Source organism: Acidianus sp. HS-5, from assembly GCF_021655615.1.
Taxonomy (GTDB): domain Archaea; phylum Thermoproteota; class Thermoprotei_A; order Sulfolobales; family Sulfolobaceae; genus Acidianus.
Genome location: NZ_AP025245.1, coordinates 1,825,494 through 1,847,056 on the forward strand (window position 1 = coordinate 1,825,494; position 21,563 = coordinate 1,847,056).

The 21,563-nt window shown below is 34.2% G+C and carries 23 protein-coding genes and 1 tRNA gene; 19 read left to right on the forward strand and 5 right to left on the reverse strand.

Annotated elements, in window-relative coordinates:
- The first annotated feature begins 41 nt into the window (after nt 1-41).
- Both HS5_RS09760 and HS5_RS09765 read left to right on the forward strand, forming a co-directional pair.
- On the forward strand, nt 42-1,958 hold the full coding sequence (locus HS5_RS09760) for a beta-CASP ribonuclease aCPSF1 (RefSeq protein ID WP_236751217.1): 1,917 nt from the start codon (nt 42-44) through the stop codon (nt 1,956-1,958).
- A gap of 56 nt (nt 1,959-2,014) precedes the next feature.
- Nucleotides 2,015-2,089 (forward strand) — tRNA-Val (locus tag HS5_RS09765).
- 121 nt (nt 2,090-2,210) lie between these two features.
- On the opposite strand, the gene HS5_RS09770 is transcribed toward HS5_RS09765, so the two are convergent.
- Nucleotides 2,211-2,573 (reverse strand): DsrE family protein, encoded by a 363-nt coding sequence (locus HS5_RS09770; protein WP_236751218.1) that lies wholly within the window; start codon nt 2,571-2,573, stop codon nt 2,211-2,213.
- A gap of 96 nt (nt 2,574-2,669) precedes the next feature.
- The gene (locus HS5_RS09775) at nt 2,670-4,292 is read right to left on the reverse strand and encodes a thiamine pyrophosphate-binding protein (RefSeq protein WP_236751219.1); all 1,623 of its coding nucleotides are present in this window, start codon (nt 4,290-4,292) and stop codon (nt 2,670-2,672) included.
- Nucleotides 4,293-4,455: 163 nt separating this feature from the next.
- Here HS5_RS09775 and HS5_RS09780 point away from each other — a divergent pair, with 163 nt between their 5' ends.
- The gene (locus HS5_RS09780; RefSeq protein ID WP_236751220.1) at nt 4,456-5,019 is read left to right on the forward strand and encodes a nucleotidyltransferase; all 564 of its coding nucleotides are present in this window, start codon (nt 4,456-4,458) and stop codon (nt 5,017-5,019) included.
- On the opposite strand, the gene HS5_RS09785 is transcribed toward HS5_RS09780, so the two are convergent.
- Entirely contained in the window at nt 5,006-5,176 is a 171-nt protein-coding gene (locus HS5_RS09785; RefSeq protein WP_236751221.1) for a 50S ribosomal protein L40e, read from the reverse strand. The two genes, HS5_RS09780 and HS5_RS09785, sit on opposite strands and share 14 nt — an antisense overlap.
- A 71-nt stretch (nt 5,177-5,247) precedes the next feature.
- On the opposite strand from HS5_RS09785, the gene HS5_RS09790 reads away from it, so the two are divergent.
- Together HS5_RS09790 and aspS are read left to right on the forward strand one after the other, a co-directional pair.
- Nucleotides 5,248-5,754, forward strand: coding sequence for a transcription elongation factor NusA (locus tag HS5_RS09790; protein ID WP_236751222.1), 507 nt, complete (start codon nt 5,248-5,250; stop codon nt 5,752-5,754).
- Nucleotides 5,755-7,047, forward strand: coding sequence for an aspartate--tRNA(Asn) ligase (aspS, locus tag HS5_RS09795; protein ID WP_236751223.1), 1,293 nt, complete (start codon nt 5,755-5,757; stop codon nt 7,045-7,047).
- Here the strand turns inward: aspS and truD are convergent.
- Nucleotides 7,044-8,150 carry a tRNA pseudouridine(13) synthase TruD gene (gene truD, locus HS5_RS09800; RefSeq protein WP_236753528.1) on the reverse strand — a complete coding sequence of 369 codons (1,107 nt, stop codon included), beginning with the start codon at nt 8,148-8,150 and terminating at the stop codon, nt 7,044-7,046. The genes aspS and truD overlap by 4 nt on opposite strands.
- The gene (gene pth2 / locus HS5_RS09805) at nt 8,141-8,500 is read right to left on the reverse strand and encodes a peptidyl-tRNA hydrolase Pth2 (protein ID WP_236751224.1); all 360 of its coding nucleotides are present in this window, start codon (nt 8,498-8,500) and stop codon (nt 8,141-8,143) included. The genes truD and pth2 overlap by 10 nt, the downstream gene beginning before the upstream one ends.
- Nucleotides 8,501-8,563: 63 nt before the next feature.
- Here pth2 and HS5_RS09810 point away from each other — a divergent pair, with 63 nt between their 5' ends.
- The 14 genes from HS5_RS09810 to HS5_RS09875 are packed head-to-tail and all read left to right on the forward strand — an operon-like array spanning nt 8,564 to nt 21,563.
- The gene (locus HS5_RS09810; RefSeq protein ID WP_236751225.1) at nt 8,564-8,761 is read left to right on the forward strand and encodes a zinc finger domain-containing protein; all 198 of its coding nucleotides are present in this window, start codon (nt 8,564-8,566) and stop codon (nt 8,759-8,761) included.
- A gap of 13 nt (nt 8,762-8,774) precedes the next feature.
- Entirely contained in the window at nt 8,775-9,050 is a 276-nt protein-coding gene (locus HS5_RS09815; protein ID WP_236751226.1) for an elongation factor 1-beta, read from the forward strand.
- A 51-nt stretch (nt 9,051-9,101) separates the two neighbouring features.
- Nucleotides 9,102-11,405, forward strand: a complete 2,304-nt coding sequence (locus HS5_RS09820; protein WP_236751227.1) for a CDC48 family AAA ATPase — start codon at nt 9,102-9,104, stop codon at nt 11,403-11,405.
- Between the two features lie 7 nt (nt 11,406-11,412).
- Nucleotides 11,413-11,643, forward strand: coding sequence for a hypothetical protein (locus tag HS5_RS09825; RefSeq protein WP_236751228.1), 231 nt, complete (start codon nt 11,413-11,415; stop codon nt 11,641-11,643).
- The gene (fen, locus tag HS5_RS09830) at nt 11,640-12,695 is read left to right on the forward strand and encodes a flap endonuclease-1 (protein ID WP_236753529.1); all 1,056 of its coding nucleotides are present in this window, start codon (nt 11,640-11,642) and stop codon (nt 12,693-12,695) included. The genes HS5_RS09825 and fen overlap by 4 nt, the downstream gene beginning before the upstream one ends.
- A gap of 46 nt (nt 12,696-12,741) precedes the next feature.
- Entirely contained in the window at nt 12,742-13,398 is a 657-nt protein-coding gene (locus HS5_RS09835) for a bifunctional precorrin-2 dehydrogenase/sirohydrochlorin ferrochelatase (protein WP_236751229.1), read from the forward strand.
- Nucleotides 13,382-14,641 (forward strand): glutamyl-tRNA reductase, encoded by a 1,260-nt coding sequence (locus HS5_RS09840; RefSeq protein ID WP_236751230.1) that lies wholly within the window; start codon nt 13,382-13,384, stop codon nt 14,639-14,641. Before HS5_RS09835 ends, HS5_RS09840 begins: the two co-directional genes overlap by 17 nt.
- Nucleotides 14,556-15,569 carry a porphobilinogen synthase gene (hemB, locus tag HS5_RS09845; protein ID WP_236751231.1) on the forward strand — a complete coding sequence of 338 codons (1,014 nt, stop codon included), beginning with the start codon at nt 14,556-14,558 and terminating at the stop codon, nt 15,567-15,569. Before HS5_RS09840 ends, hemB begins: the two co-directional genes overlap by 86 nt.
- The gene (gene hemL / locus HS5_RS09850) at nt 15,566-16,816 is read left to right on the forward strand and encodes a glutamate-1-semialdehyde 2,1-aminomutase (protein ID WP_236751232.1); all 1,251 of its coding nucleotides are present in this window, start codon (nt 15,566-15,568) and stop codon (nt 16,814-16,816) included. Before hemB ends, hemL begins: the two co-directional genes overlap by 4 nt.
- Nucleotides 16,813-17,691, forward strand: coding sequence for a hydroxymethylbilane synthase (hemC, locus tag HS5_RS09855; protein WP_236751233.1), 879 nt, complete (start codon nt 16,813-16,815; stop codon nt 17,689-17,691). Before hemL ends, hemC begins: the two co-directional genes overlap by 4 nt.
- A complete protein-coding gene (locus HS5_RS09860) occupies nt 17,672-18,337 on the forward strand; it encodes a uroporphyrinogen-III synthase (RefSeq protein ID WP_236751234.1) in 666 nt (221 codons plus the stop codon). Before hemC ends, HS5_RS09860 begins: the two co-directional genes overlap by 20 nt.
- Nucleotides 18,330-18,584 (forward strand): hypothetical protein, encoded by a 255-nt coding sequence (locus HS5_RS09865; RefSeq protein ID WP_236751235.1) that lies wholly within the window; start codon nt 18,330-18,332, stop codon nt 18,582-18,584. The genes HS5_RS09860 and HS5_RS09865 overlap by 8 nt, the downstream gene beginning before the upstream one ends.
- 10 nt (nt 18,585-18,594) lie before the next feature.
- Nucleotides 18,595-20,187, forward strand: coding sequence for an alkaline phosphatase family protein (locus HS5_RS09870; RefSeq protein ID WP_256445544.1), 1,593 nt, complete (start codon nt 18,595-18,597; stop codon nt 20,185-20,187).
- Nucleotides 20,184-21,563 (forward strand): (2Fe-2S)-binding protein, encoded by a 1,380-nt coding sequence (locus HS5_RS09875; RefSeq protein ID WP_236751236.1) that lies wholly within the window; start codon nt 20,184-20,186, stop codon nt 21,561-21,563. The genes HS5_RS09870 and HS5_RS09875 overlap by 4 nt, the downstream gene beginning before the upstream one ends.

Consider the following 21,563-nt stretch of genomic DNA (forward strand, 5'->3'; position numbering starts at 1 on the left):
AGTAAGTATGTTAGTTGTTAGTCTCCTTCTTGGTGAGTTAAGTGGCGACTAGACTTGAAATTTTAGGTGCAATATATAACGGAATACCAAAAGATGCAGGAATAACTAGAATAGAATTTGAAGGACCAGAAATAGCAGTATATGTAAAGAACCCGAATTTCCTAACTAACGGCGGAGATGTAATAAAGAAAATAGCGAAGGAAATAAAGAAAAGAATTGTAGTAAAAGCCGACAAGAGCGTAAGAAAGGATGAAAAAGAGGCAATAGAAATAATAAAGAATACAGTACCTAAGGAGGCAGAAATAACTGATATAAAATTCGATGAGGATCTAGGAGAAGTTCTGATAAAAGCTAAGAAACCTGGACTGGTAATAGGAAAAGGAGGATTAATACAGCAAAAAATATTTCTAGATACTTTCTGGAAACCTGAAATAATTAGAGAACCTCCTATAAAATCCAAAACGATAGAGAACGTTATCACGCACATATATAACGAAACTGAATATAGGGCAAAAATTCTGAAAACCTTTGGCGATAGAATACACAGGGAAGTAATATTTAAGGATAGATACGTTAGAATCACAGCTCTTGGAGCATTCCAAGAAATTGGGAGATCAGCAATACTTGTTGAAACTCCTGAGAGTAGAATTTTACTTGATACCGGAGTAAATCCGAGCGTTAATTTTGGAGAAAGAATGTTCCCTAAGCTAGATATAGATCAACTTAGATTAGAGGATTTGGATGCCGTTGTAATAACTCATGCTCATTTAGATCACTGCGGAATGGTTCCTTACTTATTCAAATATGGCTATGAAGGACCAGTATATACAACTCCCCCAACTAGGGACGTAATGGCATTAATGCAGTTAGATTTATTGGATGTCGCAGAAAAGGATGGAAGACCTCTGCCTTATAGCGCAAAGGAAGTTAGAAAGGAACTCCTGCATACAATAACCTTAGATTATGAGGAAGTTACAGACATTGCTCCAGATATAAGACTGACGTTCTATAATGCCGGGCATATTTTAGGTTCTGCAATGGCACATTTACATATAGGGGAAGGCACCCATAATATTGTATATACTGGAGATTTCAAATATTCAAAAACTAGATTACTGGATAGGGCTACCAGTGAATTCCCCAAGGTCGACACATTGATAATGGAAACTACTTACGGTGCTCAAGAGCAGACAAACAGAGAAGACTCTGAAAAACAGCTAATAGATATCATAAACAGTACGATAAACAGAGGAGGTAAAGTTCTCATTCCAGTCTTAGCTGTAGGAAGAGGTCAAGAAATGATGCTAGTAATAAACAATGCATTGAAGAATAAATTAATACCTGAAGTTCCAGTGTATGTAACTGGATTATTTGATGAAGTAACTGCAATACATACTGCATACCCAGAGTGGCTAAGCAGAGAAGTTAGAGATGCTATACTTTATAGGGACGAAAATCCTTTCGTTTCAGAGCAATTTAAGAGAATAGAAGGATATAAGGAGGACATTGCACAAGGAGAGCCCTCCATCATTCTAGCGACTTCAGGAATGCTCAACGGAGGACCAGCAGTAGAGTTCTTTAAATCTATGGCTCCAGATCCTAAAAATGCAATAATCTTTGTAAGTTATCAAGCAGAAGGAACTTTGGGCAGAAAAGTGAGAGATGGAGCAAAGGAAGTTCAGATAATAGGGAGAGATGGCAGAGTAGAAAATATACAAATTAATATGGAAGTGAAAGCTGTTGATGGCTTCTCAGGACATTCCGATAGAAGACAATTGCTAAGATTCTTGCACGATCTTACTCCTAAGCCTAAGAATATTATTCTAGATCATGGAGAATATAATTCTATGATGGCATTTAAGAGAATTATAGATAATACTAAAGAAAAAGAAAGGTTAGGAATTAAAGGAGCTAGCATTTATACGCCAGCAATACTTGATAGCTTGAGAGTAGTATAACACGAGGTAATTAGGATTTAATTTTTTAAACTAAAATAGCTTTAATATCTTGTAAAGGGCCCGTCGTCTAGCCTGGTTAGGACGCTGCCCTGACACGGCAGTAATCCTGGGTTCAAGTCCCAGCGGGCCCATATTTACTCTTTCAAAGTATGTAAATACAATGATGTTATTGTTAGAAATTAGTTAAAAATGATTTATCAAAATAAAAACATTTTAACAATAAACTATTAAATAAATTGTCTCGAACTTCCCTTATACTGTTAAAACTTCGTATCCTTCCTTTATTTTTTGTAGAACATAAAGTCCTCCTACGGGAGCAAATTCATCAACTAATCCGTCTTCAATATCGCCTTTCTGTAGACCTACGTTCGCCATAGCTACTTCACAAGCAACTACTTTAATACCAGCTTTCTTTGCTTGTTTTATTGCTTCTAGCACTGGCTTGAACAATAACTGTCTCTTGTTTAAAGTCTCTACTGCAGGCGTAAGAAAAATTAGCTCTACGGTAAGTTGTGGATCTGCAGACTTCATTTTTGCAGCCATTCCTATGTTAGCTAATAATTTAGCGAAATTTTCTCTCCCAGTCATGAATACGAATAATACTTTGTCATTCATAAGTGAGAAAAGACATGTCCATTTAAAAAGATATTATTATTAAAAGTTTAATTATGTATAAGCTATAAAAAAGGACATCCAATAAAATATTATAATTCACATTTTTATAAGAACGATAGAATCGTATTGAGGATCTATATTAGCATTTATAATTCTAAGCTTATTATCTCCTTCGTTACTATTCAACATCTCCTTTAATTCTGCAGTGGAATTTACATCAATAGCGCCTAAAGATTTTAGATCTACATTAATTGAGGACCAAGTTCTCTTTATTGTAGGAGCGTCTGAAGCTGTAGTATCAAGATACGTGGACCCTTTATCATTAAATATAATGAGTGTACCTTTAGCATCATCCTTCCTTGACTGCAGTAATCCTAGGTTTCTAGTAACTGAAGGCAAATCAGTTATTCCTAAAGCATTCTTATCCTTAGACTGTATAACTCCAGATATTCCTAAGCCTTTGGAAATTATGCTCTCTGACGTAAACCATACTGGCTTATCTATAGGGTACCTTATCATGTCAAAAGTTACTGCAGATAAATCAACAAAGACCTTACTGAACTTAAAGCCCATAAGCGTTTTAACAACATCCCAAGGCCATAAACCGCTGTGAGCCTTTATTTCTGGATCTTTTCTAGATCTTAAAATCTCGTATCTAATACCTCTGTCAATTTTATCCTTAATCTTCTGTTTAAGTAATGTGATTAGTTCTTTTAGAAAGAGATCTGTATCAGCAACTATCGGCAAATGAGGCATTATTACCTTTCCTATGTCTTCTCCGTCAATATTGTTATGCATGGTAAATCCCTTGAATTTCATGGACCATCCGCCTGTAGATAATTGGGTAAGCCTAGTTCCTAAGAATAATATTGAATCTGCCTCAGCTAAGAGCTTATTTGCAATATCTGTTCCTATTATACCTAATCCTTCTCCTGCAAATAGCTGATTAGAAGCAGGAAAACTGCCCTTACCTTTTATTGTAGTAATAACTGGAGCATCTAGGAGCTCAGCAAGCTCTTTTAGATCATTATAAGCTCCACTTGTTATAACACCATATCCTGAGACTATTACTGGAAGCTTCGAATTTGAAAGAACCTCTGCTACTTTTGCTACGGTATTTTTATCTGGAGTTCTTTTCTCGGGTTTTTGTTCTGCAGGAGATAAAGGATATGCCTTTAGTTTAAAGAGGTCTTCAGCTATTTCGACAAAAGCCGGTCTAGGTCTATTACTTAAGGCCTCTTTATTTGCTTTCTCTACAGTTACAGTTATTTCTTCAATACTTATTGCCCTTTCCCTTAATTTCGTAATAGGTGATAAAGCTGAGCTTAAATCGTCTGGTGTTCTTAATTCGCCTACTCGCGCTCTGCCTACATCTCTATACGATCTTAAACTACCTATGACCAAAAGAGGAACTGAATCTGCATAAGCTTGGGCTATTACGTCAATCCCATTAAGTATCTCTGTACCAGGAATTTGGATTATTACACCTGCAGTGTTATTTTCCATGGCATATGTTTCTGCCAAAAGTAAAGAATCTCTAGAGTTTAAAGAAATATCTTGCTCTATTTCATATTCTTTTAATCTTTCCCTTAAGTTTTCCGGTAAACTAACAGTTGTAAATACACGCTTTGTACCTATCTCTTTTAAAACGTAAGCTAAAGCTTCGTCTCCTGTCATTTCTTTGCCTACAGTCTCTTCCTTTCTCTTAGGCGCGCTCAAATAATCACCAAAGAATTAACTGTGTTTAAAAAATTTAAATTTAAGATTACGACGTGCTATATTGATTCACTTCTTTCAAGCCTAAGTTTGTAACCGTAGAAGAGTGTCTTCCTCAGTAGTTAAAAATATAGAAGATTTTGCTATCATAAGGCTTGTGAGTTAATTGATTAGTTTTAATTCTGTCGGAGAAGTTTTAGAGAAGCTAAGAAAAATATCAGATTTTGTAATAATTGGAGATACAGTAGTGGACCTACTCTTAAAGAGAAAAGGTACTGAAAGTGATGTAGATGTATTTCCTACGGAAATAAGCGCAATAGCTGAAGGAGAAAAATATAGGGAGTTAGCAGAGGAAAATAACTGGGATTTCGGTTCAACTCCTATAGATACTCCGAGAATAGTAGTTCCCGTAGAAGAAGGTCAACTACAAGTAGATATTTATGATAATATTCAAGATTTCTTTGTGCCACAAGAGATATTGAATAGCGCTGAAGATATGAAAATTGGAAAATTTTCTTTTAAGGTAATAAAGCTTGAGGATTATATTTTACTGAAAGCTAACGCTTACAGAGAGGAAGACGAAGACGAATTAAAAGGCATATTATACTACATAGCTGAAGGAAAACTAAAAATAAACAATGAATATCTTGAAAAACATGCTGAGTTATTTGAAGAAAATGCTGATAGTATAAAACAAAGGCTTGAAGATATTGGTTTTAAGCTTTCTTAGCTGGTAGTTCCTTCTTTTTAATCCTTAAATTTCTGCTATGACATCTTCTGCATTTGGTTGCTTTTATTGAGTTTAAAGCTCCGCAGTTCCTGCAAACTTTTTTAATGAATACTCTTTCTTGGACTATTTTGACCTTTTCAGGGTCGGTAAGAGGCATTTATATAACCCGCTACTTATATATCTGACAAGATTCATAAATATTGCGGTAATAGTGGAGCGTGGATTTGGATGAAAATTCCCCTTGATTATTTATGTGTAAAAAGTGGACTGCTTTGTAATAGGTGCCAAAGCCTTGTAGATAGTGGAGAAGTAGATAACTTTGAAGTAAAGGTAATGCAAGTTCTTTTAGAATTAGAGGAAACTCAATTTAAGGAATTGAAAGACTCAACATATTATAAGGCAATAAAGGTAAATGATCTTTTAATTCTTTTAGTAGGAAGCGGACCATCTATGACCATACAAAAATGGATAAAAGTAGCTAAAGCTTTACAAGATAAACTTCACATGAAAGTTAGGATAATAGAAAAGACTAATAACATAAAGAATAGTGCCATACAGTTGCTTTCGCCTGCAAGAGTTTTGGGAGTAAATACAGTATGGCTACCAGACGGTTCTGTTCAGTATGTAATAAGAGTTTCAAGAAGTGAAAGAAGATTACTACCCGCAGATTCTAACATTTTAGAATCAGCTTTATCAAAGATTCATGATACAAGAGTTAAAATAAGGGTTGAGTAAATGCTCAAATCAGACTTTATAACCGAAATCTCACCAGAACAGGACGGAAAGGAAGTTACTGTAGCTGGATGGGTTCATACTATAAGAGACCTAGGAGGAAAAAAGTTCATATTACTTAGAGATAGGTCAGGGTTAGGACAAGTAGTAATAGACAAGAATAATGTAAAAGCTTTTGAATTAAGTAAAGATTTAACTCAGGAATCAGTAATTTTAATCAAAGGAATAGTAAAAGCTGATAAAAGAGCCCCTAATGGCGTTGAAATACATGTGAACGAACTTGAAATTTTAAGCAAGGCAAAAGCTCCTCTTCCGTTGGACGTCTCAGGAAAAGTTAACGCTGATCTAGATACTAGACTTAGAGAAAGATTACTTGATCTGAGAAGATTAGAAATGGAAGCAGTAATAAAAATACAGTCAGAGGCCATAAGAGCTTTTAGAGAATATCTATATTCCCAAAAATTTGTTGAAATTTTTACTCCTAAAATAATTGCTACTGCAACTGAAGGAGGAGCTCAACTATTTCCAGTAATATACTTTGGTAAGGAAGCTTTCCTAGCACAAAGTCCACAGCTTTACAAGGAATTATTAGCAGGAACTATTGAAAGGGTATTTGAAGTAGCCCCTGCATGGAGGGCTGAAGAATCTGATACACCTTATCACTTATCTGAATTCTTAAGCGCAGATATTGAAGTAGCTTTTGCAGATTATAATGATATTATGAATATAGTAGAAAATACATTAGATTTCATGGTCAATAGAGTAAAAAACACTAGTCAAAAAGAGTTGAAAATATTAAATCATACACTGCCTGAAGTTAAAAAACCAATTAAGAGAATAACTTACTCTGAAGCAATAGAAATATTACAAAGTGCAGGAGTTAACATAAAATTTGGAGACGATATAGGAACACCGGAACAGAGAATCCTTCACCAGAAATTAAATGAAGATTTGTACTTTATAATTGAATGGCCTTCTACAGCTAGACCATTCTACACAAGAAGAAAAGATAGTAATCCCGAGTTGAGTGAAAGCTTCGATCTAATTTATAGATGGGTTGAAATAGCTTCAGGAAGTACTAGAAATTATAGAAGAGAAGTACTTGAAGAAGAATTAAAAACTAGAGGATTAAATCCAACAAGTTTCGAGTTCTTCTTAAAATGGTTTGATTACGGAATGCCTCCTCACGCTGGTGTAGGAATAGGAGTACAAAGGCTAATGCTACTATTCACTGGATTGCAAAATGTAAAGGAAATTTCATTGTTCCCAAGAGATAGGAAAAGACTTGTACCTTAAGTTATTTTTCTTGCATCTATATTTAATAACTCTACTAGAAAAACTGTAGCATACATGCCTCTATCTAATGCAAAAGATATTTCGTTATTTTTTTCATCAAACTTTAAGTTTCTTACTTCTGTAAATGCTTTCCTAACAAGTTGAGGTTTACTTATTTTCAGCTCTTTTATCCTAAAATTGCTTGGATCTATTCCTTCTTCATCATAAATTTCTTTACATATATCGTCACACTTATGTATATCTGAATATATACCAAGTAATGAATCTTTTTCTAAATTCTGCATTTTTCTGGATAGAAGCTTGTTAAAGAGATAACTTTGATATGCCTCGACATAAAAACTTAATGGAATAAACGAATTTTTCAGAGCTAAGAAGAAATCTCCATGTTTAATAAGGTTCTTTAAAATCACTTTTTCTTGTTTAAATTTACTTGGAATGAAGCTTAATGCCTCCTTGTAGTTTCCTTCCATTATCATTTTTCTTACATCTTTCATTAAGTCTGACTCTGAATAGAAGGGATAACCCAGTATTGTCATCACTGCGTGATACCAGTCCTTTTTAACCAAATAATATCCTATAACATGTGTCATCGGTCTTCTAGTTCCAAATCTTTGATAGCCCACAAAAGCTGGAATATATGGATCTTTGTTAGTTGCTTTAATTCTTTCAATTATCTTGTCGAATTCTGAAGTAACAAGTTTTATCTTGAAAATGTTGCCCGTGTGATTAAATTTTCGGTTTGAATATCCAAGAAATTTTAGTTTTATTCTATTATTTTCAAATTCATCTACAGCAGACAATGAATCTGTGTAAACTATTTGAGATGTGATAGCGCTAGTGTCTTTTATCCCTATATAATTCACTTTCTTCTTTAGAATCTTAGTTACTTCGTAAATTGCAGTAAAATGGTCTACGTTAGTTTTCTCTAAAAGATATACAGCATATTTACCAGAATTTTCTCCTTTCCATTCTACACACGGTTTATAATTTATTTCTTCTATTACTTTAAAACCTTCCGGCCTGGGTATTTCAACATCTATTGGGGACCAATCATGCAAATGCCTTTCAATTCCTACTGCAATATCGATAGAACTTAAAGTAATTTCAGATCACCCGTTATTGAATCTATTAAAGAGTCCTCACAAGGTCCTATTCCTGCACAAGTTATTGTTCCAGGCTCAACTTGTGTTCTGCCAGCATCTTGGATTATGCTTACTGGTAAGTCCTTCTGCTTAGCTATTTCTGCCCTCTTCATTAGTTCCTCAAGACTTTCAACTTTTACAATTATTTTAGGTTGACCTTCATTTATCCATTCATATAAGCAAGATTTCCAAGTATTATTACTAGAATTTAAAATCTCTAAAACTAGGGAAACTGCGGCATGGGCTACTTGAGCTGCAATCTTACCCTTACCCATTTTCAAGTCATTCCTTACCACTATGACCATTTTCATAAATCCTAAGTAATCTGACACTTTTATAAACTCTCCAGAGTTGATATTTAGAGGGAAATAAAATTGTCAGTCAAGCTTAGTTTAAGGGAAGAAATAGAGCCTCCAGTTTGTAGTAGCTGCGGAAGAATTATACATCCCAGAGAGAGAGGAGTAGAATTTTATTGCCCAAATTGTGGCGAAGTCTTAATATTAAGGGATAAGTACTGCAGACTACAAGGTGTAGAATATACTTGTCCTAAATGCGGATTTACTGGACCATAAAGGTGGACATAGGATGACAGATGTTTTAGTGGTACTAAAAGTATTTCCTGATAGTGATGAAGTAAATTTGGATAAGCTAGCAGAGGAAATAACAAAGAAGTTACCACAGAATTACTCTATAGTAAAGAAAGAAACAGAGCCAATAGCTTTTGGACTGCAAGCTCTAATTCTTTACGTTAAAATGCCAGAGGAAACTGAAGGAGGAACTGATGTATTAGAAGAGACAGCTTCTAACATAGAAGGAGTAAGCCACGCAGAAGTAGTTGGAATAACGAGACTCGGTTTTTAATAAGTTAATCTCTTTTATCTAGTTTTCCATATATTTTAGTGGAGATCATATTTGGCAACAAGTTCTTCTGCTGAAGAACCTAGAAGGCGTGAGCTTGTATTAAAAGTTGTTGAAGCTAGGCAAAAGGATGTAGGAAGAGGAAAGGTAAGGATAGACCTTGATCTGCTGTCTCAGATTGACGTTAGCCCAGGCGACGTTGTAGAAATCGAAGGAACTAGGAAAACTGCTGCTATTGCGTGGCCTTTATCTGCTGACGATTACACTGGAGAAAAAGATATAATAAGAATGGACGGAATAACTAGGAAAAATGCAGGAGTATCTATAGGCGATAAAGTAATAGTAAGGAAGGCAACAGTAAAGCCTGCAACTTCAGTAAAATTGGCTCCTTCGAATTTCTCCATTACTGTTGACCCAGGATTTGTAGCTTATGTAAAGAAAAAGTTGAAAGAATTTCCATTGGTTGAGGGAGATACAGTATTAATACCAGTGCTAGGACAAGCAATACCATTTACCGTAATCCAGGTAAGACCAGCAGGAATAGTGATGGTTACAGATGAGACCAGTATAAATATAAGTGACAAACCAGTTGAACAAACCAGATATCCGAGAGTAACTTATGAGGATATAGGAGGATTAAAGAACATAATACAAAAAGTGAGGGAGCTTGTAGAGTTACCACTAAGACATCCAGAGCTCTTTAAGAGATTGGGAATTGAACCACCAAAAGGAGTATTGTTATACGGACCACCAGGAACAGGAAAAACATTGCTAGCAAAAGCAGTAGCAAATGAAACTGACTCGTACTTCACTTCAATAAACGGACCGGAAATAATGAGCAAGTTTTACGGAGAAAGTGAGCAAAGATTAAGAGAAATATTTGAAGATGCGAAGAAGCATGCACCAGCAATCATATTTATTGATGAAATAGATGCAATAGCTCCTAAAAGAGACGAAGTAATAGGAGAAGTAGAAAGGAGGGTAGTTGCCCAACTACTGACCTTAATGGACGGACTTGAAAGTAGAGGTAATGTAATAGTAATTGCCGCAACTAACAGACCCAATGCAGTAGATCCTGCACTTAGAAGACCAGGAAGATTTGATAGGGAAATTGAAATTCCATTACCAGATAAGCAAGGAAGATTAGAAATTCTGCAAATACACACTAGGAATATGCCATTAGCGAAGGATGTAGATTTAGAAAAATTAGCAGAAGTTACTCACGGTTATACGGGAGCAGATCTAGCAGCATTAGTAAGAGAAGCAGCAATGAATGCCTTAAGGAGATACTTACCAATGATAGATATTACACTAGACAAGATTCCTCCTGAAATTTTAGAATCTATGGAAGTAAAGATGGAAGATTTCATGAGTGCACTGAAAGAGATAGTGCCAAGCGGAATGAGAGAAATCTACATTGAAGTACCAGAAGTTAAATGGGATGATATTGGAGGATTAGGGGATATAAAAGAAGAGTTGAGAGAAGTTGCAGAGTATCCATTGAAGTTCCAAGAATATTACGAAATGACGGGAATTGAACCACCAAAAGGAATCTTACTATTTGGCCCTCCTGGAACTGGAAAAACCATGTTAGCTAAGGCAGTAGCAACTGAGAGTGGGGCAAACTTCATTGCAGTAAGAGGACCAGAAGTTCTATCAAAATGGGTAGGAGAAAGCGAGAGGGCAATAAGGGAAATATTCAGAAAAGCTAGAATGTATGCACCAACAGTAATATTCTTTGATGAAATTGATGCAATAGCTCCAATGAGAGGTATGTCACCGGACACTGGTGTGACTGAAAGGATCGTAAACCAGTTACTGGCAGAAATGGACGGAATAGAAAAACTAGATAACGTAGTAATAATAGCAGCAACAAATAGGCCAGATATCTTAGATCCAGCATTATTAAGACCAGGAAGATTTGAGAAATTAATTTACGTTCCTCCACCAGATAAGCAAGCTAGATATGAAATACTGAGAGTCCATACGAAGAAAGTAGTATTAGGAGAAGATGTTAACCTTGAAGAGATTTCAGAGAAAACTGATGGTTATACGGGAGCAGATCTAGCAGCATTAGTAAGAGAAGCAGCAATGATAGCTATAAGAGAAGGTATGAAAGTATGCATAGATAAGGTAAATAGCTTATGTCAGCCTACAGATACTGATTGTCGTGATATTAAAATGAAAGAATGCATGAAAGGTTCAAGCGTTAAAGTAGAGATGAGACATTTTGAGGAGGCAATAAAGAAAGTAAAGCCCTCGGTATCTACGGACATGATACAGTTCTATCAATCATGGTTAGAGAAGGCAAGACAACAATTACCAAGACAGATACTAAAGCCTTCAACGTATGCGTGATTTTATTATGTGGAGAGAAGTTCCATTAACTCATATTATTTTAGAAAGAGTTAGAAAACTGGAAGGACCAATAAAGGATGACGATTTATACAAGGACGTGCAGAAATCAGTAGATTATGAAGTTCCCTTTAGTGATTTTTTAAGGGCTTTAATGTCATTAGAAATAAGGGGTTATATCTCAGTATCATTAATTAGGGAAAATTCCAGAATGATAACTTATATAGGTGATAAGGAATAGGAGTAGATCTTGCTGATTTAGTAAAGGAAGTAAAGAGGGAAGTTCAGTTAAGCGAATTAAAAGGAAAGAAGGTTAGCATAGACGCTTATAATGCAATTTATCAATTTTTAACTGCAATAAGACAGCCTGATGGAACCCCTTTGATGGATTCTCAAGGGAGGATCACTAGTCATTTAAGTGGAATATTTTATAGAACAATAAGCCTCTTAGAGGAAGGAATAATCCCTATTTATGTATTTGACGGAAAACCACCAGAACTCAAATCTCAAGAACTGGAAAGAAGAAGGAAAATTAAAGAAGAAGCGGAGGAAAAACTGGAAAAAGCAAAGAAAGAAGGAGAAACTAAGGAATTAAAAAAGTATTCACAGATGGCTACAAGGTTAACAAATGATATGGCGGAAGAAGGTAAAAGACTTTTAGAAGCAATGGGAATTCCAGTAGTACAAGCACCTAGTGAAGGTGAAGCGGAAGCTGCATACTTATGCAGTCAAGGATACACTTGGGCGGCGGCAAGCCAGGATTATGATTCCTTACTTTTCGGTGCCAATAAGTTAATTAGAAATTTAACATTAACAGGAAAAAGAAAACTACCTAAAAAAGACGTATATGTCGAAATAAAGCCTGAGATCATAGAACTTGATGACTTGCTTAAAAAGATAGGAATAACTAGAGAGCAATTAATAGATATAGGAATATTAATAGGTACGGATTATGATCCTGATGGAATAAAAGGTATAGGTCCAGTTACTGCTCTAAGAATTATAAAGAAATACGGTAACATAGAAAAAGCTGTAGAAAAAGGAGAGTTACCCAAATACATCCTAGAGCTTAATATTAACGAAATTAGGTCAGTTTTTATTAATCCGCCAGCTGTTAAGCCAGAAACTTCACTAGATTTAAAAGAACCAAATGAGGAAGAAATAAAGAAAATTCTAATAGATGAGCATAACTTTAGTGAGGATAGAGTTAAAAGCGGCATAGAAAGGCTAACTAGAGCAGGCAAGGAAGCTAAAGGAGCTAGTAGACAAAGTGGATTAGATCAGTGGTTTTAATTGTCATTATAATTAGGTTTATATGTTATGCATCCAATAAATTATAGTGTCAAACTTACCGTACTTTCCAGTTATATTAGACCTAGCAAAATTCAGAATCCTAGTAATTGGAGGAGGGAAAGTAGGAAGTAAAAGAGCAATAAAATTTCACAACTATAATGCAAATGTAACGGTTGTAAGTGAAAATTTTTCAGAAGATTTACTCAATTCTCCGATAGAAAAAATAGAGATGAGCGCTGAGAACTTATCTGAAGATTTTTTAAGAAAATTCGAAATAATAATTACAGCAACTAATAATAAAGAGCTGAATTCTAAGCTTTGTGACATGGCAAAAAATTTGGGAAAATTATGTAATAATCCTACAAATCCTGAGGATTCGAATTTTATTGTACCTATATTTTATTCAGATAATAGCTACGAGATCGCTGTAACTACTTACGGTAAGTCAAGCCTTGTTTCTGAGTTCATACTTAACGAAATTCTTGATTATCTTTCCGAGAGGAAAGACTTTGTGAATATGCTAACTAACGCAATGGCAAAGGTTAAGGAAATCGCTAAGGAAAAAATTAACGATCCGTCTATTAGATTCACATTATATTATAAAATATTTTATGATAAGTTATTTTCAAATTTTTTAATTAATAAAAAATATGATGAAGCAATAAGTAGAGCGGAGGAGATCATCAATGAGTATACTAAATGAAATTGAAGAAAAATATTTTGCAATAATATATACATATAAGACAATAGGATTTGATAACCTATCCTCGCATTACCTTAGAGAGAACGAAATATCCCTAATTCATAATATTATAGGCGCACAAATGGCAATAATACAAACTTGCAATAGAATAGAAATTTACTTATATTCTGAGGACTCAAATACACCTACAAAACTGTTAAATTTCCTAGATCAAGTGCACGGCAAGAAAATAAGCACTGACGCAACAGTCCTTTCTGGAACTAAGGCTATAGAGCACCTCTTTGAAGTTGCTTCAGGAATAGATTCAATGGCTATAGGAGAATATGAAATATTAAGCCAGGTAAAACTTTCATTAGAAAACGCAAAAAAATTAAACATGATAGGAAAGGAGCTAGAAATCTTATTTAATAGAGCAATAAAGACCGGAAGAAGAGTAAGACAACTAACTAGTATATCTAAAGGAAAAGTAGGCTTGTATTCTATTGCAATAGAATTAGCTAAGACTAGAGTAGATCTAAAGTCTGCGAGTATAGCTGTAATAGGCGCAGGACAAATAGGGAGTAGATTAATATCAATGCTAAATTCTGAAGGAGCAAAAAACGTAATAGTTTTGAATAGAACAATAGAAAGAGCTAAAGAACTTGCAGAAAAATATGGTTATTCCTACTCTAGCCTTGACTTCTCAAAACTTGAGAATTTTGATGTAATATTCTCGGCAATATTTTATCCTAGAATTCTAAAAATTGATAACAAGTTCATTATTGATTTATCGTCACCACCGATCTTTCAAGGTAACAATGTATATACTCTAAAGAATTTACAACAGATATCTGAAGAAATAAGGAAAAAGAGAATGAGTGAACTAAGTAAGGCAAAAGAAATTATAGAAGAAGGAATGAGAGACTTTGCTATAGATTATGAGAATTTAAAGTATGATATAATTGCATCACAAATAATGAAAAGTATAGAAGAAATTAGGCAAAATGAAGTAAAGAGAGCATTAAAAGAACTTAATGGAGATAATGCTGAGGAAGTTCTTAACGCTATGACTAAATCAATGATAAAGAAAATGTTTTATCCATTGTTATCTAAAATTAAAGAAGCTGTAAGAAATAATGAGACAAACTACATTAACTTGATAATGGAATTATTTAATGATGGCAAGCTTTCCGACGGTAAGACCAAGGAGATTGAGGAAAAGCAAGTTAATAAGAGATATGATAGCAGAAACCAGCCTAACTGAAAAAAATCTAATTTTACCTATATTCGTGAAAGAAGGAATTCCTAAAGAAGAAGAAATAAAGAGCATGCCTGGAGTATATCGTTATCCTCCAAATGATAAGTTAGTAAAATTCGTTGAAAGTAGTTACGATAATGGAATAAAGAATGCGATACTTTTCGGAATTCCTAAATATAAGGATGATATCGCATCTTCTGCTTACGATAAAAACGGAGTAATACAAGCCAGCGTTAGACTTCTAAAAGAAACTTTTGGGGATAAATTAATACTAATAACTGATGAGTGCACAGATGAATATACTTCTCACGGTCATTGTGGAATAGTAAAGTATAACAGCAAAGGAGAATATTTTGTAGACAACGACGAAAGCTTAAAAATACACGCTAAAATTGCTCTTTCTCAGGCAGAGGCAGGAGCAGATGTTATAGCTCCTTCAAGTATGATGGACGGAGTTGTAGGAGCTATTAGAAAAACCTTAGATGAGAACGGCTATGCTGATACTCTAATCATGTCTTATAGCGTAAAATATGCTTCAACTTTCTATTCGCCATTTAGAGATGCTGCATACTCAAAACCCGCATTCGGAGATAGAAAATCTTACCAGATGGATCCTAGAAATGCTTACGAAGCATTAAAGGAGGCAAGACTTGACATAGAAGAAGGAGCAGACATGCTAATGGTAAAACCTGCGCATACTTACCTTGACGTGATAAGATTGGTTAAAGATAATTTTCCAGACTATCCTTTAGCGGCATATCATGTAAGCGGAGAGTATTCAATGATTAAGGCAGCAGCATTAAATGGATGGATAGATGAAAGAATAGCAGTGTTAGAAATAACTACCGCAATTAAGAGAGCAGGTGCAGATTTAATACTCACATATTATGCTAATGATATTGCAAGATGGCTTAAGGAGGGGTTACCGTTTTGAGCGATGAATTATGGAAAGAAGCTTTAAAGCACTTCCCAGGAGGAGTTAACAGTCCTGTAAGAGCCGCAGTAAAACCCCATCCTTTTTACGTAACTCAAGGTAAAGGAGCTTATATTTATACGGAAGACGGGAACGCGTTAATTGATTATGTACTAGGTTACGGACCATTAATTTTAGGACATGCAAATGAATATGTAAAGGAGAGAGTAATTGAACAAATTGATAAAGGTTGGCTTTTCGGGACTCCTTCACGCGTGGAAATAGAACTTGCTAAGAAAATTTCTCTACATATGCCATCGATTGAAAAAATAAGGTTTGTGAATAGCGGAACTGAGGCTACCATGAACGCAATAAGGTTAGCCAGAGGCTATACTAAGAGACAAAAAATACTGAAATTTAATGGAAACTATCATGGAGCTCACGACTATGCACTTGTAGATGCTGGGAGTGCGGCAAGCGAATTTGGAGTTCCAAATTCTGAAGGAATACCACAAGAGGTACTTAAAACTGTCATAATATGCGAATATAATGATTTACAATGCGTTGAAAAGAAAGTAAAAAATGAAGATATTGCTGCAGTTATTGTAGAGCCAGTAATGGGTAATATGGGAGTAATACCACCTGAGAAGGATTTCCTAAAGGGATTAAGAGAAATTACTTCTACTTATAATACATTGTTAATCCTTGATGAAGTAATAACTGGCTTTAGGCTATCAATGGGAGGAGCACAAGAATATTTCGGAGTTAATGCTGATATTACTACTCTAGGTAAAATAATAGGCGGTGGATTTCCTATAGGTGCTTTTGGAGGAAAGAGAGAAATAATGGATATGCTCACGCCCAGTGGTAAGGTATTTAATGCGGGAACCTTTAATGCAAATCCAGTATCATTGACTGCAGGTTTAGCTACACTAGATGTATTAGAGAGGGAAAACGTAATTGAGAAGACAACATATGTCGCGGAAAAAATAGAGGAAGAGTTGGAAAGAATAAAGTATCCTCATGTAGTGAATAGAGTAAAGAACATGTTCCAAATATTCTTCGGAGTTGAGAAAATTAGTAATGCAAGAGAAGCTAAGCTTGCAAAGAAGGAGGTTTATCTAAAATTCCAAGTGAATTTAATGAAAAATGGAGTGTACTTTCCCCCAAGCCAATTTGAATCAGTTTTCACGTCTCTTGCACATTACAACGATAATGTGATCGATGATAGTATTCTTGCCATCAAAAGGTCAAGTGATTTAAGTTGATAAGAATTGCGGCCAGGAATAGCCAACTGAGTTTAATTCAAGTTAAGGTTGTTTCTGATTACTTGAATAAACTAGGATATGACACTGAATTTATAAGTGTTAAAACTAAGGCTGACCTATTTGCTACGGAACCGCTATATAAACTAGGGAAAGGAGTATTTGAAAAGGAAGTTAATGAGTATGTAATAAAGGGGCTTGCGGATTTAGCTGTCCATAGCATGAAGGATTTAACAAGCGCCATAAATGAAGAATTGGATATAATGGCTACAGTAAAAAGAGATTCACCTTACGATGTTTTAGTTTCTAAAAAAGACGTTTTCGATTTAGAGAGTAAGGCAGTTGTAGGAACAAGCAGTATTAGAAGGAAGAACTTTATAACATTTTTAAGACCTGATATAACAGTTAAGGATTTGAGAGGTAATATCGATACGAGAATTAAAAAATACAATTCTGAAGAGTATAATGGAATAATAATAGCTGAGGCTTCTATACTTAGGCTTAACTTAAACGTAAAATACTTTAGGCTTAATCCTATTGATTTTACTCCAGAGGCAAACCAGGGAATAATAGCAGTTGTAGGTAGAAAGAATGATGAAAAAATGAGAAAAATATTGACAGAATTACATGATCAACGGACTTTTAATGAGGCAATAGCAGAAAGAAGTACAATGGAAATAGTAGGTGGAGGATGTCATTCACCATTTGGAGTTTATTTTGAACAAATTGATGGTAACTTATCTGGCATGGCGAGTTTCTCTGACGGTAAGAGAAAGATAACAGTAACAATAGAGAGAAAAGGAGATCCTAAAGATGTAGGGCGTGAGCTTGGAAAATTACTTCTAGGAGAGATGAAGAATGAGAATCTTATTCCTTAGACCTGAAGGTAGTAAATTACCTATAGTTGATTTTGCAGAGATTATAAATATACCTATATTTACTCCAGTTTGTACAGACTATCCTCCTTTACCTTCAACAGAGGCTTATGCTTTCACCAGTTCTAATGCTGTAAAATGTTTTCACGATCTTGATAAGATAAAGGAAAAAGAAATCTTCTCTATAGGCAAAAGTACTGCCCAAGAGTTACTAAAACACGGTATCAAATCAGAATATCCGCAAGACTATGATAGTCTAAGTTTGGCATATTTTATTAGAAGTAAAGGAGTAAGATCCTTAACTGCAATAAGGAGTAAGAAAGCTTCAGATGATTTAAGAAAGTCTCTTCAAGATATTGAATACTATGAAATATATGATTACGATACAGTAGTTGATAAAGAAAATTTGGAAAAAAGTAAATACTATCTAGAAAATTGTAAAGCTGATGTTGTAGTTTTAACCAGTTCAGAAATATCAAAAACTGTTGCAACTTATCTTAGGAGTTGTTATAAAATAATCAGCATAGGTCCTATGACTACTAGGACGATTTTATCTCTAAGACCGGACCTAAAGATTTTTCAAAGCAAAATATATGATATAGAAGGCGTAATTGACTTAATTAGAAAGGAAGTGAAGCTTAATGGATGATGTAAGAGAAGAACTACTAAAAATTTTGAAGAAAATTAATCCGAACATAATTGATGATTCTTTAGACATTAAATTTCTTCAGCAATATAAAAATAAATACGATGTTTTCGGGCAATTCAAAGATAATCAAGGAATATATGAATTCGCACTTAGTTTCGATACTAAGGGAAAAATATATCGACAACATATTAACATGATTCAGACCTTAAAGTTAAGAGAAGATCTTGAAAAGAAATTAAGGGAATAAAGGTGAGCAATTGAAAGTAATACTAACAGTAATAGACGGAATGTCCTTTCATCTAGTTGATAACTTTCTTTACCATCTTGGTACCTTATACAAGTTCTCGCAAGAAGGCGTTTACGGTAAATTAGAAAGCGTTTATCCTGCAATAACTCCCATAGCTTTAGCATCTCTTTTTACAGGTTTACAGCCTAAAAATCACGGTATTATTGCACCAAAAATTTTCGTTAAAGGAAGAAAACTTTCGTATCCATTAACTGCTTACAATAGTTCTTCATTGACTGCAGAACCAATATGGAGCATACTAGGTAAAAAAGGCTTCAAAGTATTAGTATCTTCCGCTCCTCAGGCTTTACCAGATAAATGGAAACTCGAAAATGTAATGCTATTTGATCCATACAGATCAAAGATTAAGAAATGCACAAAGGGATACGTCCTAAAAGAAGGAGAAAATAAGATATCGGGAAACAAATGGAATGTAAAAATTGATAATGATACATTTTATGTTTCTCTGCCAGACAGTAAGGAAGTAAAGCTAAGTCAAGGAGAGTGGAGTAATCCTATAGAATTTGATGCTAAATGCGGAGGAAAAGACGTCAAGGGCATAGCCTTTTTACATGCTAGAGAAAAAGACATTTACCTAACTCCTCCGTCATTTCTTACTGAATGGGGTAACAATAAAAATCTCCTAGAAGATATTTGGAATAACGTTGCTTTAAAAGAAGGTATAATACTAGATGGAGATTATAAATCACTAAATAAAGGATTAATTTCTCTCGAAGAATACATGAAAACTGTAGAATTGTCATACAACTTCTTCTACAGTTATACCGAATATCTCTTAACAAAAACTAACTGGGACTTTGCTATAACTTACCTTCCGACTATAGATAATTTACAGCATTTGATGTACGGAATAGAAGATTCTAAAGCTCTTGATGTAATATTCAACGCATATAAACTCGCAGATAAGTTTGTTGAACTTAACTCTAAGTACGCTGAGACGATATTTGTATGTTCAGATCATGGGATTTCAAAAATAAAGAAAAAAGTGTATATCAATAAGATTTTAGAGAGAATAAATGTATTAAAAATTGAAGATGGGAAAATTGATTGGAGAAAGACTAAAGCGTTTTACGGTGGAGGAGGTATAATTAGGATAAACTTGAAGAATAGGGAAGAAAACGGAATAGTAAGTAAGGAAGAATTTCCGAAATTGGTTAAATATATTGTAAGAAACTTGGAAAATATAATAGATGATGGAGAAAAAGTTTTCACAAGAATTTATGAAAAGGAAAACCCTGCAGGAGATAGAGAAGGAGACATAGAAATTACTCCGAGATATTTATACGGAATGAGTAGTGACGTTGAAAGTAACGATGAAGAGATAATAAAACAAGTTACACCTTATAAGATGTCTACAGGAGATCACGGTTATTTTAGGAAAGAAGACCTCTATGGAGTATTTTTTGCCCATGGTAGTAAAATAAGAAAAAATAGAGAAAAAATGGAAGCTAGAATTATAGATATTGCCCCAACAATTTTGAAAGTATTTAATGTTCAGAATAAGAAGTCTGATGGGAGAGCATTAGTAGAGGTATTAAGATGATTAAAAGTAAGAAGCATAAGAGGTACAGATTTCCTAAAGACTGCGAGGAAGGATTACCTTATACTGAAATAGTAGAGAATGGAAAAAGGATTAAAATATGTGAAAATTTTGATAAATATTACACTTCTTCTTACGGTTTTCAATTACCCCTCAGTTTTAACTCTTCAATAATACATAGTAAATTTCTTAGAAACGAGTTTATTCTTAATAACGTTCCTAGATTTCTTAATCTACCGGAATATTATGAAAAAGGACAAGAAATAAGAAGTGAAATTGACGATAAAATTACCGATATAATAATAGGTGGAGGAATTAGTGGCATTTCTGCGTTAGAGAACTGTAAAAATTGTGTTTTAATCTCACAAATTTTTGATGACGAAATATTCTTAGATCCTACTTATGAAGATAATAATTTTAAAAATAGAATTAAGTCAATAATTAAAGAAAATAATAACAGAATAATTGAGGGAAAATTTGTTGGAGCATTTGATGAGGGTCTTGTTTTTAGACTTAAGGATAAATACTTAATAATAAGAAAACCTGCAAAAATAATCTTAGCCTCAGGTTCAAGATTTTTACCTCCAATTTTTCCGGGGAACGATTTACCAGGCATAATATCAAGAAGGATGTACTTGAAATTCTCAAATATATTCAAAAATATAGTAGTTATAGGCTCTACTGATGATGCAATTAGAACCGCATTAATATCTAAATCTAAAGTAATCTTAAGAAACGGGACGGAAAATTTCTCTAAAAAATACTTGGAATTAGCTGAGAATAAAGGAATAGATTTTCTAAAAGTAACTCACCTTAAAGCTTCAAGAAAAGGAAAGAAAATTATACTCACTCATGATTATGGAAAAGAAGTAGTGGACGCGGTAGTCTTTGCAATAGTTAGACAACCTAGAATTGAAATAGCAAGTAATCTAGGAATTGAATACAGTTATTATAGTGGAGCTCATATTTATCTTCCGATAAGTGATATTAAAGGTAAAGTCAACAATACTTATTATGTGACAGGAGGTATGAGAGGAATTAGCGACTACGAATTATCTTTCATAAGCGGAAAAGTTATATTCGACGAGAATATCGATGAGTTTACAGCTAGATTAAAGGAAACATATATTTACCAAAAGAAAGAGTCTGAGTCGCCTTATTTCTTCGGAAATGGTTACATCTGTGAATGCGAGGACGTTAAACTTAATGAAATAGAGGAACAATATAAAAAAGGTTATAAATCAGTTGAGGAAATGAAAAGAACTCTTGGAATTTCAACTGGGTATTGCCAAGGGAAGATCTGTAGCTTTTTAGCCGGAGATTATTTAGAAAGCAATAAGCTGATAACTTTCAGATCCCCTTTATATCCAATGTGGTAG

Coding starts and splice junctions, on each gene's coding strand:
- HS5_RS09770 (WP_236751218.1), bottom strand. CDS start 2,573: ATGAATGACAAAGTATTATTCGTATTCATGACTGGGAGAGAAAATTTC.
- HS5_RS09785 (WP_236751221.1), bottom strand. CDS start 5,176: ATGCCTCTTACCGACCCTGAAAAGGTCAAAATAGTCCAAGAAAGAGTA.
- HS5_RS09790 (WP_236751222.1), top strand. CDS start 5,248: ATGAAAATTCCCCTTGATTATTTATGTGTAAAAAGTGGACTGCTTTGT.
- aspS (WP_236751223.1), top strand. CDS start 5,755: ATGCTCAAATCAGACTTTATAACCGAAATCTCACCAGAACAGGACGGA.
- pth2 (WP_236751224.1), bottom strand. CDS start 8,500: ATGAAAATGGTCATAGTGGTAAGGAATGACTTGAAAATGGGTAAGGGT.
- HS5_RS09815 (WP_236751226.1), top strand. CDS start 8,775: ATGACAGATGTTTTAGTGGTACTAAAAGTATTTCCTGATAGTGATGAA.
- HS5_RS09825 (WP_236751228.1), top strand. CDS start 11,413: ATGTGGAGAGAAGTTCCATTAACTCATATTATTTTAGAAAGAGTTAGA.
- HS5_RS09840 (WP_236751230.1), top strand. CDS start 13,382: ATGAGTATACTAAATGAAATTGAAGAAAAATATTTTGCAATAATATAT.
- hemB (WP_236751231.1), top strand. CDS start 14,556: ATGGCAAGCTTTCCGACGGTAAGACCAAGGAGATTGAGGAAAAGCAAG.
- HS5_RS09860 (WP_236751234.1), top strand. CDS start 17,672: ATGAGAATCTTATTCCTTAGACCTGAAGGTAGTAAATTACCTATAGTT.
- HS5_RS09865 (WP_236751235.1), top strand. CDS start 18,330: ATGGATGATGTAAGAGAAGAACTACTAAAAATTTTGAAGAAAATTAAT.
- HS5_RS09875 (WP_236751236.1), top strand. CDS start 20,184: ATGATTAAAAGTAAGAAGCATAAGAGGTACAGATTTCCTAAAGACTGC.